This is a genomic window from Fangia hongkongensis FSC776 = DSM 21703 (assembly GCF_000379445.1).
Lineage (GTDB): Bacteria > Pseudomonadota > Gammaproteobacteria > Francisellales > Francisellaceae > Fangia > Fangia hongkongensis.
This window is the reverse complement of sequence record NZ_KB902251.1, coordinates 174,434-189,252: the sequence shown is the minus strand read 5'-3', so window position 1 is coordinate 189,252 and position 14,819 is coordinate 174,434. Positions and strand designations below refer to the sequence as shown.

Sequence of the window (14,819 nt, the reverse complement as noted above, 5' to 3'; positions counted from 1 at the left end):
TACAGGATTTAGAAAGAGGAGATAGAACTATAAGTTAGGCTTTGAAATATAGTTAAGTGTTGTCTGTGAATGAGCGATCAAAGCGAAGACCAAGATAAATGCCTTGAATGCTAATGCGATTGGCAGGGTAAATCATAGGCGGCATCTCCTTGTTGTGTGGAATCAGCGCTACGCTTGTATCGCTTTGCATGCGAAACTCCTTTAATGTTGCTTCTGAGTCATCGACAAGTGCAACGACAATTTGTCCATCTTTAGCAATTTGCTGCCTTTGAATTAATACAAGATCACCGTCCATAATGCCGCTGTCAATCATTGAGTCTCCAGAGATTTTCAACAGGTAGCGATCTTTTGTTTTCATTAAATTTTGCATATTAACACTTTCAATCACTTCATAGGCATCAAGCGGCTGACCTGCGGCAATAGTGCCAATAAGTGGCAAGGAATGTGTGCTTTCGTTCTTAATAAGTTCGATATGCTTTCGTTTTCCTTCAGGAATATAAATATAATTTTTTTCTTTTAACGATTTAATATAAGTGAAGATTGTGCTTTTTGATTTGATGCCAAGTGCATGGGCAATCTCTTCAAAAGTAGGAGAGTAATGATGCTTTTCAATGAAGTTTTCTATGATATCCAGAACTTGCTTTTCCTTTCTAGTTAACATTGATGCATTACCTTGTGATCTTCTGATATCTTTATTATGTTCCATTTATGTTTGTATTTCAAGTTTTGTTCTTATTTTTTTCTATTTTTTTAAAAATTAATAGATGATCAGCACGCATAAAAGGTAGTTCATTCTCCTGGGATATAAGGCTTGTTGTAGATTACATCTCATTAAAAATCGATGATTTTCTAACCGTGTTATCATCATCAGTGGAAAAGCGCCTTTGATGAATCTCACGTGTGCCAATGGTTTTTGCACGTAGTTGGGCATCTTCTTTATAAGCGCTGTAACCTTGTTCTTTAATATAAGCACATTCATGTGAGCCACCAAAAAATATCTTGGCAGTTTTGGGTGCTTGTATATTAGATAGATCGGGCAATGATTTGTAGATTGCATCACTAGCTCCACCGGTATCACATATCAAAAAGATGCTTTGTTGAGGAAGGTTTCGTACATTAAATCTCTGAAAGTACTTTGTGCTTGTGACACCATTAAATGTAATTCTAAGACCGATGTCTTCAAATAGGCGCTCACGGGTTTGTTGTTCAGTTTTCCCGTGGGAGAAACCAAATTTATCCCCTCCTGTGAGTTTAGGATCCAGTCCGGGGTCGATGCCATGAAGTGTAATGTCAGATCGAAAACCTAAAACCCTTAGCATTAACACGAGTGTCATCTCAAAGTTAAGTGCACCACAAGCAATGCCATATATTGTAACAGGAAGATCAAATTGGATATTATCTATGATTGAGATAATAGCTTTTACTTTGCTTGAGGGAATAAAATCCGGGCACATGCAATAAGTGAATCCGTAAGTAAAGTGCAGTGTTTGGAGAATATCGCTAATAAATTGATACTTTGTAGGAATGCTTTTATATAAGTAATCAGTGCTTTGTAATTTTGTGTCATGAGTGAATTGACGCCATCTTTCTAACATCGTTTTAAGAGGCGTATCATTAAATGCATTATTGAGTGCTGGAGCTTCTTGTTGAGGCAAGTGATATTGTGAGAGATGCGTGGAGATGAAATCAACTAGATCATTGCCTGTTATAAGCTGATCTCTCTCAAGCTTTCTAAAAATAGGTTGGCTATGACAGCAGGGAAACAGTTGCAAAATATCTTTGATAAAATTACTAGCAGCAAGGCGTTTTTGATTTCTTTTTTCAGCAGCTTCAGTGCTAAAACCTAAAGAATAGGAATTATGAAAGTAAAGCTGGTTGTCAGCTTTTCGCAAATGCCTATTGGCGTAGGCACCAATTTCTCGCCTTTGTTCATAGAGCTGAGAGAGAATCTCAAGTGGTTGCAATTGATCGATATTTCTTATGATAGTAACTGCCATAAAAGTCCCTGTTGGCAAGTTGAAGTCCTTTTATCATAGCAATCAAAAGTTTGTAAGCTACCGTGGCAACTACGGGTTTTAGTGATAGATTCTAAGGAAGATCTCTTTTGTCATGTCCTATATATAGCTGGCGTGGACGGCCGATTTTGCCTTTTGGATCATTGATCATTTCAATCCACTGACTGATCCAACCTGAGGTTCTTGCTAAAGCAAAAATCGGTGTGTACATTGAAGTTGGAATATTCAGTGCTTTTAAGATAATCCCAGAATAAAAATCGACATTTGGGAAGAGTTTTCGTTGAATAAAGTACTCATCATGTAAAGCAATTTCTTCTAGTTTTTTAGCAATGACAAGAAGTGGGTTATCGCTATCACCTAGTTGATTTAAGATGCTTTCACAGGCTTTTTTCATCGCCGTTGCACGTGGATCGGTGTTTTTATACACGCGGTGTCCAAAGCCCATTAGCCTAAATGGATCTTCTTTGTCTTTGGCTTTAGCAATGTAAGTATCAATGTTCTCAGCGCTACCAATTTCCTCAAGCATTTTAACCACAGCCTCATTTGCACCGCCGTGAGCAGGTCCCCATAGTGCAGCAATACCTGCAACAAGGGCGGCATATGGATCGGTTCCTGTTGAGCCGGCTAATCTAACGGTTGAAGTTGAAGCATTTTGCTCATGGTCAGCATGTAGAATAAAGATTGTGTCCATCGCTTTGGCAGCAAGTGGATCTGGTTGATAGTTTTCATTATCAGCAAACATCATATAAAGGAAGTTCTCAGCATAGTTGAAACTTTCTTTTGGCTCAACGAACTCAAGTCCTTTGCTATGACGATAGACCATCGCAACCAATGTTGGCATTTTTGCAATAATATTCGTTGCTCGGCTTATTTGCTGAGAGGCATCTTTTTTATTCATGCTTTTATGGTTTTCACCGGCAAGAACGCTAACAGCTGCCATTAATGGTGCCATTGGATGCACATCTTTTGGAAATGCTTTAATCGCAGCTTTAACATGCTCACATACATACATGTTTTTGCGCACATCTGCCCTAAAGCTTTTAAGTTCAGCATCTGATGGTAAAGCATCATTTAAAAGTGCATAGCAAAGTGCACCGTAGCTTGATTTTTCTACCCATTGTTCAATGGGGTAGCCACGATGTAAAAGCACGCCTTTTGCACCATTGATATAGGTGATTTTAGACCAGCAAGCGGCGGTTGATAGAAAGCCTGGATCAAAGGTGAATAGTCCTTCTTTAACTAAAGAAGATACATCAACCGTATCTTGACCTAAAACAGGAGTGTGTACAGGCAGATCTAAGGTTAGATCTTTGTAAGGGACGCTAAGCGATGCATTTTTCTCAGACATAAAATTCTCCATCTGTTTTGCCGAAACCCTAAAACTTGTGTAGAAATTCTTCGACAGGTAGGATTGATGATTACACCCAGTAAAATTAAGTACAATTCAGTGTAATTTTCTGGCATGAAAGTGATTTTGCACATATTTAAACGTATCTGGTGTATGTTGTCAATTTGAAACAGGCTGATTCGATGAACTTGGCTATTAAAAATTAACCAAAAAAACAGCCTCAAAAGGGCGCTGCTTGTCAGGGTGTTCCTTATCTTGGAATAAAGTTATAATTTGCTTAAAATTATTGCTACTATCCACTGGTGCTCATGAGCAATTATGCTAAAATACTGAGTGTTTTGTTTATGTTCATGAAGAAGTGTTTCAGTTTGAGCAATTGACCACCTTAAGTGAGCGAAAATCATGCAGGAGAAAAACATGAGACCACAAGGACCTAAGAATATCGGGCTTGGCTCGATCAAGGCCTATAAGTTTCCTGTGACCGCAATAAGCTCAATATTGCATCGGATCACAGGCGTATTAATGGTAGTTCTGCTACCATTTTTAGTTTGGGCGTTTAGTTTATCTATGAAAACCCAAGTTGACTTTATTCATATTAAAGCACTATTAATTCACTCTCCTTGGAGTATTCTGGTGTGGATATTCCTGTCAGCTGTCTCTTATCATGTGATTGCAGGGATTCGTCATTTGATTATGGATCTTGGCTTCGCTGAAGAAATGAAAACAGCAAATGCAACCTCAATGCTGGTTATTGTGTTGGGTCTATTGGTAACGATTTTCTGGGGGCTTTGGATATGGGTAATGTAACAGCGTGTTCTCGCTCAGGCTTGAAAGACTGGTTTATCCAGCGTGTGAGCGCAATTATTATTTTATTGTATGCAATTTTTGCCATTGTCCTTGTGCTTTGTTTTTCAGATGGTGGTAGCTATCAAAGCTGGGTGAGTGTATTTGAAAACACATGGGTGAAAATATTTACGATTTTAGCCTTTTTATCTTTGATATTCCATGCATGGATTGGGATGTGGACAATCTTTACAGACTATGTCAAATGTTCATGTCTACGTGGCCTGTTGCAAGTGTTGGCGGTTGTCGGCTACTTTGCTTGTTTTATCTGGCTAATCTGTGTTTTATTTTAAGGGGTTTTGAGCATGAAAATTGCAGTACAACAATTTGACGCTATCGTTGTTGGTGCTGGCGGTGCAGGTATGCAAGCAGCATTTCAATTAGCGCAGTCTGGTTTTAAAACAGCAGCGATTTCAAAAGTGTTTCCAACGCGTTCTCATACTGTATCAGCGCAAGGCGGTATCGCCGCTGCGCTTGGGAATGTGGATGATTTTGGTGATGATTTGCCAGCAGATGACTGGCGCTGGCACACCTATGATACAGTAAAAGGTTCTGATTATATTGGTGATCAAGATGCCATTGAGTTTATGTGTGAAAATGCACCACAGGCGATTATTGAGCTTGAGCATATGGGAATGCCTTTTTCACGTTTAGAAAATGGCAAGATTTATCAGCGTGCTTTTGGTGGTATGTCTAGAAATTATGATGTGGGTAATATTGCAAAAAGAACGTGTGCGGCATCAGATAGAACAGGGCATGCGCTTTTACATACGCTTTATCAAGGCAACTTAAAGCATCAAACAAAGTTCTTCAATGAATGGTATGCACTAGATTTAGTGAAAGCCTCTGATAATGCCATCTCTGGTGTCCTTGCAATGAATATGGAAACAGGTGAGATTGTCTTTTTCCAATCAAAAGTGACTATTTTGGCCACAGGTGGTGCCGGTAGAATTTATGAATCAAGTACAAATGCACATATCAATACCGGCGATGGTATTGGGATGGCGCTTCGTGCAGATATTCCGCTTCAAGATATGGAGTTTTGGCAATTCCATCCAACAGGTATTGCTGGAGCTGGTGTGCTTGTAACGGAAGGTTGCCGCGGTGAAGGTGGTGTGCTTCGAAATAAAGATGGTGAGCGTTTTATGGAGCGTTATGCGCCAAATGCAAAAGACTTGGCATCACGTGATGTCGTCTCTCGCGCCTCACAGCAAGAGATCAACGAAGGTCGCGGTCTTAAGTTTGCTGGAGTTGATTGTGTGAATTTGGATTTAACACACTTGGATGAAAAGGTGATTCTTGAAAGATTGCCAGGAATTCGTGAGCTTGCAATGACATTTGCCGGTGTGGATCCCCTTAAAGAGCAAATTCCAGTTGTGCCAACCTGTCATTATATGATGGGGGGTATTCCAACAAATAAATTCGGTCAGGCATTGACACAAAACCAGCAAGGCGAAGATGTTGTGATCGATGGGCTTTATGCAGTTGGCGAATGTGCAAGTGTTTCTGTGCATGGTGCTAATCGCTTAGGGTCAAATTCGCTACTAGATTTAGTGGTATTTGGACGTGCTGCGGGGATGCATGCAGAAGGAGCACTAAGACGCGGACTTGAGCAGCGTGATCCAGCAAAAGATGCGCTTGATAAAGCGATGGAGCGTTATAATCGCTGGGAGAATAACAAAGGCGGTGAAAACGTTGCTGAATTGAGAGCTGAGCTACAAAAAGCAATGCAGATCGACTTTAGTGTCTTTAGAACACAAAAACAGATGGAAGATGGTTTGGAGCGCTTAAAAGCAATTCGTGAGCGTGTTCAAAACGCATCGCTACAAGATCACTCACACGTGTTTAATACCGCAAGGATTGAAGCTTTAGAGCTTGATAATTTAATGGAAACTGCGATGGCTACAGCCGTTTTGGCATTAAATAGAACCGAGTCACGCGGTGCGCACTCTCGTGAAGATTATCCAGATCGTGATGATGAAAACTGGCTCAAGCACTCACTTTACTTCTTGGAAGGGGATCGTTGTGCAGCAAGAGATGTGAATATGAAGCCTGAAAAACTAGAACCATTTAAACCAAAAGTTAGAAGCTACTAAGGAGTAGACGATGGACGTTAAATTTTCAGTATATCGCTATAATCCAGAGGTAGACAAAAAGCCTTATTACCAAGACTATACGGTAACTGTTGAAAATGAAGGTACGAAAGTATTAACTGCAATTGAGTTAATAAAGCAACAAGATTCGACTTTAGCCGTGCGCCGCTCATGCCGTGAGGGTGTGTGTGGTTCGGATGGCATGAATATCAATGGCAAAAATCGTCTTGCCTGTATTACTTCTATTGGCGAGCTTTCTCAGCCAATCAAGTTAAGACCGCTTCCGGGATTGCCTGTGATTCGTGATTTGATCGTTGATATGAATCAGTTCTATCAGAACTATGAAAAAGTGCAGCCTTACTTGATTCCAAAAGAAGGAGATATGCCAGTCAAAGAGCGTCTTCAATCTCCTGAAGAGAGAGCAAAACTAGATGGCTTGTATGAGTGTATCTTATGTGCATGTTGCACAACTTCATGTCCATCTTTCTGGTGGAATCCAGATAAGTTTATTGGTCCATCAGGTCTTTTGCAGGCGTATCGTTTTGTGATTGACTCCAGAGATGGGGCAACTGAAGAGCGTTTGAATGCGCTTCAAGATCCTTTCAGTGTATTTAGATGTCGGACAATCATGAACTGTGTAAGTGTGTGTCCAAAAGGGTTAAATCCAACAAAAGCGATTGGAAAACTCCGGTCGATGATGCTGAAAAGTAACGTATAAATTAAGTATAAGCACTGGTCAAATCAGTGCTTTTTAGTTTTGAGGCAATTATTTGCCTTGCAGCTGCCGATGGATAGGGAGTTGTTAACCTTATTAGTAGGTTAGTTTAGAAGCTTTGGAAGAATGATAACAAAGAAAAAAGCGAGTAGTTAAAGAGTAAAACCATGAGTGAAACAAACGATTCAATGTCTTCGTGGTGGGAAACCTCACAGGTCTCAGGTGTAAATAGTGCCTATCTTGACGCAATATATGAAGATTATCTCAATGATCCAAGTTCAGTAGATGACAGCTGGAAGGCGTACTTTGACTCTCTGAGAGGTAATGCGCATGAAAGCTCTCATGCTAAGGCGAGAGCAGATTTTATTGAGTTGGCAAAGAACCCGCAGCGTGTGGTTATGCAAGCTAGCGGGCAAAACATGGATAATACCTTTTATCCTGAAGGTGGTGATAAAGTTTCAGCGGTAATGGACTTGGTTTATATGTACCGCACTATGGGGCATAAACGTGCAAAAATTGATCCACTTGGTATCAAGACCTCAGAGAAGACAGAAGAGCTTGAATTTGATTTTCATGGCTTAAAACAAAGTTATTTAAATGATAGTTTTAATGTCGGGATTTTCTCAAACTACAAGCCAGTGCCATTAAAAGAGATTGTGAAGAAGCTTGAAAAGATCTATACAGGCTCCATCGGTTATGAGTATATGCACTTGACCAATATGGCAGAGAAAATGTGGATTCGCCAAGAAATTGAAAACGATCCTGTGCCTTTCTCTGCTGAAAAGAAAAAGTGGCTATTAAAGCGCTTATCTGCAGCTGAAGGCTTAGAGAAATATTTGGGGATGAAGTATGTGGGTCAGAAGCGTTTTTCACTTGAAGGTGGCGAATCGGTTATTCCTGCATTAAATGAAATTATTGATATTGCCGGAGATAAAGAAGTTAAAGAAATTGGCCTTGGAATGGCGCATCGTGGTCGTTTGAATGTGCTTGTTAATATTATGGGCAAATCGCCGGAGAACTTATTTAAAGAGTTTGAAGGTTCTCAGGATAAAAAGTTTCTCTCAGGAGATGTAAAATATCATTTGGGCTTTGCCTCGTGGCATAAAACGGCCAAGGAGAATGTGCGTTTGGCGCTCGCATTTAACCCATCACATTTGGAGACAGTTGACCCTGTGGTTGAAGGGGCGGTTAGAGCAAAGCAAGATTGTTTTGAGGACAATGCACAAAATAAGATTATGCCAATTTTAATTCATGGTGATTCTGCATTTTGTGGTCAAGGGGTTGTGATGGAAACCTTTGCGCTCTCTCAAACCAGATATTATGGCACAGGTGGAACCATTCATATTGTTATCAACAACCAAGTTGGTTTTACTACCGATAAAAAAGAAGATAACCGCAGCAGCACCTACAGCACTGATATCGCTAAAATGGTTGAGGCGCCTGTCTTTCATGTTAATGCTGATGACCCAGAGGCAGTAGTGCGTGTCGCAGCATTGGCAATGAATTACAGAATGACATTTAATAAAGATGTTGTGATTGATTTGGTATGTTATCGCCGTCATGGACATAATGAGGCAGATGAGCCTTCTGGTACACAGCCTGAGATGTACTCTGTCATTAAGAAACTGCCAACAACGCGTGCACTTTATGCTAAAGCGCTTGAGGCAGAGGGCGTTGTCAGTGCAGAGAAAGCCAATGAGTTTGTTAAAGAGTACCGTGATCGCATTCAACAGGGTAAGGTTGTGGCAGATGTGGCGCATATTGATGAAAATAAGCTGAACTTGCCTTGTATCGCTAACTGGCACCCGTATGCGCATCAAAAATGGGATCAAGATGTTTCAACAGCGGTAGATGAAGCACATTTAATATCACTGGCAAAAGCAATTAACACCCTGCCTGATGGTTTGACCTTACAGCCACAGGTAAAAAAAGCGATTAATGATCGCATGTTAATGGCTGAGGGTAAAATTCCCGGGAATTGGGGTTTTGCTGAGAATTTGGCTTATGCAACATTGTTAGATGAAGGCTATCATCTGCGTTTATCAGGTGAAGATTCAGGGCGTGGAACTTTCTCGCACCGTCATGCTGTGTTACATAACTATGATTATCAAAATAAAACCATCAAAGACTATATCCCGCTTCAGTATGTGAATCAAAAATCACAATGTGAGATTATTGACTCGGTGTTATCAGAGTATGCTGTACTGGGTTATGATTATGGTTATAGCTCTTCTGCACCTGAGTCATTGGTGATTTGGGAGGCGCAATTTGGTGATTTTGCCAATACCGCGCAAGTTGTTATTGATCAGTTTATCGCTTCTGCTGAGGAGAAGTGGGGACTTTTGTCAGGACTTGTAATGCTTTTGCCTCACGGCCAAGAAGGTGCTGGTGCTGAGCATTCATCTGCAAGGCTTGAGCGCTATTTGCAGCTTTGTGCAAATGATAATATGCAAGTGTGTATTCCAACGACACCTGCGCAGATGTTCCATATGCTAAGAAGGCAAATGGTGCGAGCATATCGAAAACCACTGATTGTGATGTCACCAAAAAGTTTGCTGAGACATCCTTTGGTAACCTCAACGCTCGATGAGTTGGCAAATGGCGCATTTTATAATGTGATTGATGAAGTGGATGATTTGAATCAATCAAAAGTCTCACGCGTTGTCTTGTGCTCCGGGAAGGTTTACTATGATATGCTGATAAAAAGGCGTGAAGAAAAAATTAATGATGTTGCCCTTGTTCGCTTGGAGCAGTTATATCCATTCCCGCAAAAAGAGTTGGCTGATGTGTTATCAAACTATGCGCATGTGAAAGATGTGGTTTGGGCGCAAGAAGAGCCTGAGAATCAAGGTGCGTGGTGGATGATTCAACATGAGATACGCCGTGTATTAAATAAAGACCAAAGCCTGTCATATGTCGGAAGAAGAGCATCTTCTGCGCCAGCGGTAGGCTATCCATCATTATTTCATGCACAGCAGAATAAGCTGGTTAATGATGCACTTAAAATTGAAAAATAAGCGGTGATTTTACTGTGAGCACCTGAGGCTCAAGTTAAATGATTAGAAATAAGTTTTTTAAATATAAATATTAGAAGGTATTAAGGGTTAAAAATGGCAGAGATTAAAGTTCCGGTATTTCCAGAGTCGATTGCTGAGGGCACAATTGCAACGTGGCATAAAAAACCAGGTGATGTGGTTGAAGAAAGTGATATTGTCGCAGAGATTGAAACAGACAAAGTGATGATGGAAGTGCCAGCGGGAGTCAGTGGTGTTATCGGTGAGATTAAAAAACAAGAAGGCGATAATGTTCTCTCTGAAGAGGTAATCGCTACCCTTGAAGAAGGTGCTAAGAGTGCAAAGCCTGAGGTAAAAGAAACCAAGGTAGAAGTGAAAGCAACAGCTTCAGGTAAAAGTGTCGCGCTAAATGCACCGACTTTCCCTGAGTCTATTTCTGAGGGCACTGTGGCAACATGGCATAAAAGGCTAGGTGAAGCTGTCACTGAAGGTGAGACGGTTGTTGAAATTGAAACAGATAAAGTGATGATGGAAGTGCCAGCGACAAGCTCTGGAATCTTAACTAAAATCATCAAAAATGAAGGCGATACGGTACTAAGTGCTGAAGTAGTTGCTGAGGTGGCTGAAGGTGCGGTTGAAGAACCTTCATCGCCAGCATCTGTTCCTGAGTCTAATGCGAAGCAAAATGACAGCCTCTCTCCTTCTGTGCGCCGTGCTGTGAAAGCGGATAATATTGATGTGTCTGGGATACAAGGCACAGGCAAACATGGACGCATTACAAAACAAGATTTAAATGCGCCTCAAGCGCCAACGCCTGCTAAAAAAGCAGAAGCGCCAGTGCAAATGGCGGCGGAGTTTACAGGAGAAAGACCTGAAAGACGTGTGCGTATGACAAGACTTCGCCAAACAATTGCGAAGCGTCTAGTCGATGTGCAGCACACAAACGCGATATTAACGACATTTAATGAAGTTGATATGAAACCTGTGATGGATCTCAGAAAACAATATAAAGATCTTTTCCAGAAAACACATGATACCAAACTTGGTTTTATGTCGTTCTTTTTGAAAGCAGCGACTGAAGCATTAAAGCGCTACCCAGAGGTGAATGCGTCTATTGATGGCACGGATGTTGTCTATCATGGTTATTTTGATATCGGTGTGGCGGTTGGTTCTGATCGAGGCTTGGTTGTGCCAGTTATTCGTAATACAGATCAAAAATCTTTTGCGAAAATTGAAGGCGATATTGTAGAGAAAGCAATCAAAGCACGCGATGGTAAGCTGTCTCTTGAAGAGATGCAAGGGGGCACTTTTACGATTACCAATGGTGGAACGTATGGCTCAATGTTATCAACCCCTATTATCAATGCGCCGCAAAGTGCCATTCTTGGGATGCATAATATTATAGAGCGTCCTGTTGTTATAAATGGTGAAATTGTTGTGCGTCCAATTATGTATCTGGCGTTATCCTATGATCACCGTATTATTGATGGAAGTGTGTCGGTGAAATTCTTAAAGACCATTAAAGAGCTAATTGAAGATCCAGCAAGAATGCTACTTGAGGTTTAAAACGGTAGAAAAATGAGTATTCCCTATCTCACAAACTTAATTCAATCTGTGCCTAATTTTCCGAAAGAAGGTATTTTATTCCGTGATATCACGCCACTTTTGGCAGACCCGAAAGGCATTAAACTAGTGGCTAAAGAAATGGCTGAGAGAATCAAATCTTTAGCTATTCAGCCAACCATTATTGCAGGCCCTGAAAGTCGTGGGTTTATCTTTGGCATTGCGCTTGCTGAGTATCTTTCACTTGGGTTTGTTCCAATCAGAAAGCCCGGGAAATTGCCAAGAGCTACTTATCAGTGTCAGTATGATTTGGAATATGGTCAAGATACCTTAGAAGTGCATCAAGATGCTTTTTCTGAGGATGATCATGTGCTTTTAGTCGATGATTTACTGGCAACAGGTGGGACAGCCAAGGCGTGTATTGATTTGGTGAAGCTTTCAGGTGCCAAGGTTGCCGCCTCAATGTTCTTAATTGAGCTTCAAGGCTTATCTGGGCGCAAAAAACTGCCTAATGTTGCAGTTGAGTCGCTGATTCAATACCCATAATGAGTGTCGAGCGTTTAGTCCATTTCAATATTAGAGATTACCAAAGCCGCTTATTATCTTGGTTTGATAAAAGTGGGCGTCATGATCTTCCATGGCAAGGTGAGTTTAACCCATATCACGTTTGGCTCTCTGAAGTGATGTTGCAGCAGACACAAGTCAAAACAGTTATTCCTTATTTTAATGCGTTTATTAATCGCTTTCCAACGATTCAGAGTTTGGCAGAGGCAAGTGAAGATGTATTAATGGCACACTGGGCAGGTCTTGGTTATTATGCCAGAGCAAGAAACTTGCAAAAATCGGCAAAACTTATCTGCTCTCAGCATAATGGGAAACTCCCAGATAGCTATGATCGGCTGATTGTATTGCCGGGTATTGGGCGCTCAACAGCCAATGCAATTTTATCCATTGCATTTAATCAGGCTACAGCGATATTAGATGGTAATGTAAAGCGTGTGTTTGTTAGAGTGTTTGCAATTGATCAGCATCCCAGCGAAAAAGAAGTAGAGAAAAAGCTTTGGCAAATTGCAGATTATTTAATGCCAAAAGCGCGAACACAAGCTTATACTCAGGCGCAGATGGATTTGGGTGCAACACTTTGCACAAGGACAAAGCCAGATTGCACGCTTTGCCCACATCAAAGCATTTGTCTGGCACATAAAAAAGCCATGCCAGAGCGTTACCCAGTTAAAAAAGCCAAAAAAGCCAAGCCAGCTAAAACAAAGCTATATTATCTTTATCGTTACCAAAATAAAATCTACCTCCAGAAAAACAATGCCACAGGCATTTGGGGCGGTTTATATGTTCTTCCAGATAGTGATTGCCAAATGGGTGAATATCATGAGATGCTGATTGAGAATCAAAAGCACAGCTTTACACATTATGATTTGTACTATGATATTAAAATGCACTATCTCACGGAAAATGAGTTTAAGCATGAAATGCCATCTAGTGCTCTAGTAGAAGGTGATAAAACAGGAAAGTGGGTGGCATTGGATCAACTTGATGATTATGCATTACCAGCGCCATTTAAAAAGCAGCTATGCCAATTACAAAGTAGTTAATGATCTCTGCTGAGTAGCTTCCATATTGATGATGGTTGAGATATAGGATAGCGTGCTATCTAGATTATAAAAAAAGGATGTAAGAGAGTGGAGAAATCAAATAAACTTTCAACGCTACAAATAATATTGCTATCAACAGGTGGAATGATTGGTACAGGCTGGCTATTTTCTCCTTATTATGGCTTTCAGATGGCTGGTGGTTGGGTGTTGATTTCGTGGTTGATCACTGCAGTGCTGGTATTTTTAGTGGCATTAAGTTTTGCAGAAGTAGCAAGTAGTGTGCCGGTGAATGATAACTTTGTCAGCTATACATCTAAGACACACTCAAATTCATTTAGTTTTCTGATCATGTCAATTTGTTGGTTAAGCTATGTGGTATATTTGCCATTAGAGGCACAAGGTGTAACACAATATTTAGGCTTTTGGTTCCCTGCTTTGGTTGATCAGGAGCTAACAGGAACCGTGCTTTCAGATATGGGACTTATTGTTGCGTTACTGATTATGTTTTCTATTAGTGCATTTAATAGTTTGCATATCAAGAAAGTAGCCAGCACAAATATGGTTTTAAGCCTGATAAAAATTTCAATTCCACTTATCATTGCGACTATTGTGATTGTAGTCTATGGGAAAAGCTCAACGGCTGTAATGCATTTTGAGCGCACAGGTTTTGATCTTAATATCATCTTGATTACAATTACATCGACAGGACTTGCTTTCGCGTTTACTGGTTTTCAAAATGGACTGATTTTTGCAAGGCAGGCTAAAAACCCTAGATTAGCACTGCCACTGTCAGTATTTTTCCCAGTTATCGTGGGCTTTATTATGTATGCGCTGTTATCTTTAGTATTTATTTTATGCTTGCCTGAAGCCTCTTTAAAAGAAGGCTCGATGGCGCCATTTTTAGGTATTCTAAGCTTATTGACGCTGAATATATTGGTAAAACTGTTGTTTATTGATGCAGTTGTTGCACCATTTGGTACAGGGAATGTCTACGCAGCGGTAAGTGCGCGCATATTGAATATTATTGCAGATAAATTTTCCTTAAGAGTGCTGGTGAGATTAAATAGTCATGGAACGCCTGCTAATTGTGTCTGGTTTAATTTTGTCATTGGACTAATTTTTCTATTGCCCTTTCCAAGTTGGACGGAACTTGTGTCATTTTTATCATCTTTAGTCATGCTTGTTTGTATTGTTGGTCCAATTTCATTATTAGTTTTTAGGCGACGACTGCCTGAGATTGAGCGCCCATTTAGAGTGCGGAGTTACCGAATTGTGGGACATTTGTCATTTTATAGCTGTCTATTGTTAGTCTACTTTTCTGGTTTAAAGAATACTTTTTACATTGTTATTTTAATGCTGGCGTTATCATTGATATATCATGTGTTCCTAGCAAAGCGATACGGTAAGATCAAATTAGATATGATACTGCTTATCGGGCTTTTGTTTTGTATGCTATTAGACGCATGGCTGCAATATATGCAAGTGCTGTCATTTATAGAGAGTCTGCTTGTTTTATTTATCGTTAGCGTCGTTTTTATGTCACTTCTAACCTCAAAAAGACAAACTAAAAAAGAAATTCAGTTAGAAGCAGTAGCGTTATAAGTGGTCTATGTAGAAGGAC

12 protein-coding genes are annotated in these 14,819 nt (G+C 40.4%); 9 read left to right on the top strand and 3 right to left on the bottom strand.

Annotated elements, in window-relative coordinates; translation table 11 throughout:
* Positions 1–52: 52 nt before the first annotated feature.
* The 3 genes from lexA to A37Q_RS0107000 all read right to left on the bottom strand — a co-directional run bounded on the left by lexA (position 53) and on the right by A37Q_RS0107000 (position 3,375).
* Positions 53–661, bottom strand: coding sequence for a transcriptional repressor LexA (lexA, locus tag A37Q_RS0107010; protein WP_026196578.1), 609 nt, complete (start codon positions 659–661; stop codon positions 53–55).
* A 160-nt stretch (positions 662–821) separates the two neighbouring features.
* On the bottom strand, positions 822–1,997 hold the full coding sequence (locus A37Q_RS0107005) for a hypothetical protein (RefSeq protein ID WP_018299569.1): 1,176 nt from the start codon (positions 1,995–1,997) through the stop codon (positions 822–824).
* 91 nt (positions 1,998–2,088) lie between these two features.
* Entirely contained in the window at positions 2,089–3,375 is a 1,287-nt protein-coding gene (locus A37Q_RS0107000) for a citrate synthase (RefSeq protein WP_026196577.1), read from the bottom strand.
* A 405-nt stretch (positions 3,376–3,780) separates the two neighbouring features.
* Here A37Q_RS0107000 and sdhC point away from each other — a divergent pair, with 405 nt between their 5' ends.
* The 9 genes from sdhC to A37Q_RS0106955 all read left to right on the top strand — a co-directional run bounded on the left by sdhC (position 3,781) and on the right by A37Q_RS0106955 (position 14,800).
* On the top strand, positions 3,781–4,170 hold the full coding sequence (gene sdhC, locus A37Q_RS0106995) for a succinate dehydrogenase, cytochrome b556 subunit (protein WP_018299567.1): 390 nt from the start codon (positions 3,781–3,783) through the stop codon (positions 4,168–4,170).
* Positions 4,158–4,499, top strand: a complete 342-nt coding sequence (gene sdhD / locus A37Q_RS0106990; protein WP_018299566.1) for a succinate dehydrogenase, hydrophobic membrane anchor protein — start codon at positions 4,158–4,160, stop codon at positions 4,497–4,499. The genes sdhC and sdhD overlap by 13 nt, the downstream gene beginning before the upstream one ends.
* A 12-nt stretch (positions 4,500–4,511) precedes the next feature.
* On the top strand, positions 4,512–6,302 hold the full coding sequence (sdhA, locus tag A37Q_RS0106985; protein WP_018299565.1) for a succinate dehydrogenase flavoprotein subunit: 1,791 nt from the start codon (positions 4,512–4,514) through the stop codon (positions 6,300–6,302).
* 10 nt (positions 6,303–6,312) lie between these two features.
* The gene (locus A37Q_RS0106980) at positions 6,313–7,017 is read left to right on the top strand and encodes a succinate dehydrogenase iron-sulfur subunit (RefSeq protein WP_018299564.1); all 705 of its coding nucleotides are present in this window, start codon (positions 6,313–6,315) and stop codon (positions 7,015–7,017) included.
* 164 nt (positions 7,018–7,181) lie between these two features.
* Positions 7,182–10,031 carry a 2-oxoglutarate dehydrogenase E1 component gene (locus tag A37Q_RS0106975; protein WP_018299563.1) on the top strand — a complete coding sequence of 950 codons (2,850 nt, stop codon included), beginning with the start codon at positions 7,182–7,184 and terminating at the stop codon, positions 10,029–10,031.
* A gap of 93 nt (positions 10,032–10,124) precedes the next feature.
* Positions 10,125–11,594 (top strand): 2-oxoglutarate dehydrogenase complex dihydrolipoyllysine-residue succinyltransferase, encoded by a 1,470-nt coding sequence (odhB, locus tag A37Q_RS0106970; protein ID WP_018299562.1) that lies wholly within the window; start codon positions 10,125–10,127, stop codon positions 11,592–11,594.
* 12 nt (positions 11,595–11,606) lie between these two features.
* Complete coding sequence (locus A37Q_RS0106965) at positions 11,607–12,137, top strand: adenine phosphoribosyltransferase (protein WP_018299561.1); 531 nt, start codon at positions 11,607–11,609, stop codon at positions 12,135–12,137.
* Positions 12,137–13,198 (top strand): A/G-specific adenine glycosylase, encoded by a 1,062-nt coding sequence (gene mutY, locus A37Q_RS0106960; RefSeq protein WP_018299560.1) that lies wholly within the window; start codon positions 12,137–12,139, stop codon positions 13,196–13,198. Before A37Q_RS0106965 ends, mutY begins: the two co-directional genes overlap by 1 nt.
* Positions 13,199–13,285: 87 nt before the next feature.
* Positions 13,286–14,800, top strand: coding sequence for an APC family permease (locus A37Q_RS0106955; RefSeq protein WP_018299559.1), 1,515 nt, complete (start codon positions 13,286–13,288; stop codon positions 14,798–14,800).
* Positions 14,801–14,819 lie beyond the last annotated feature (19 nt).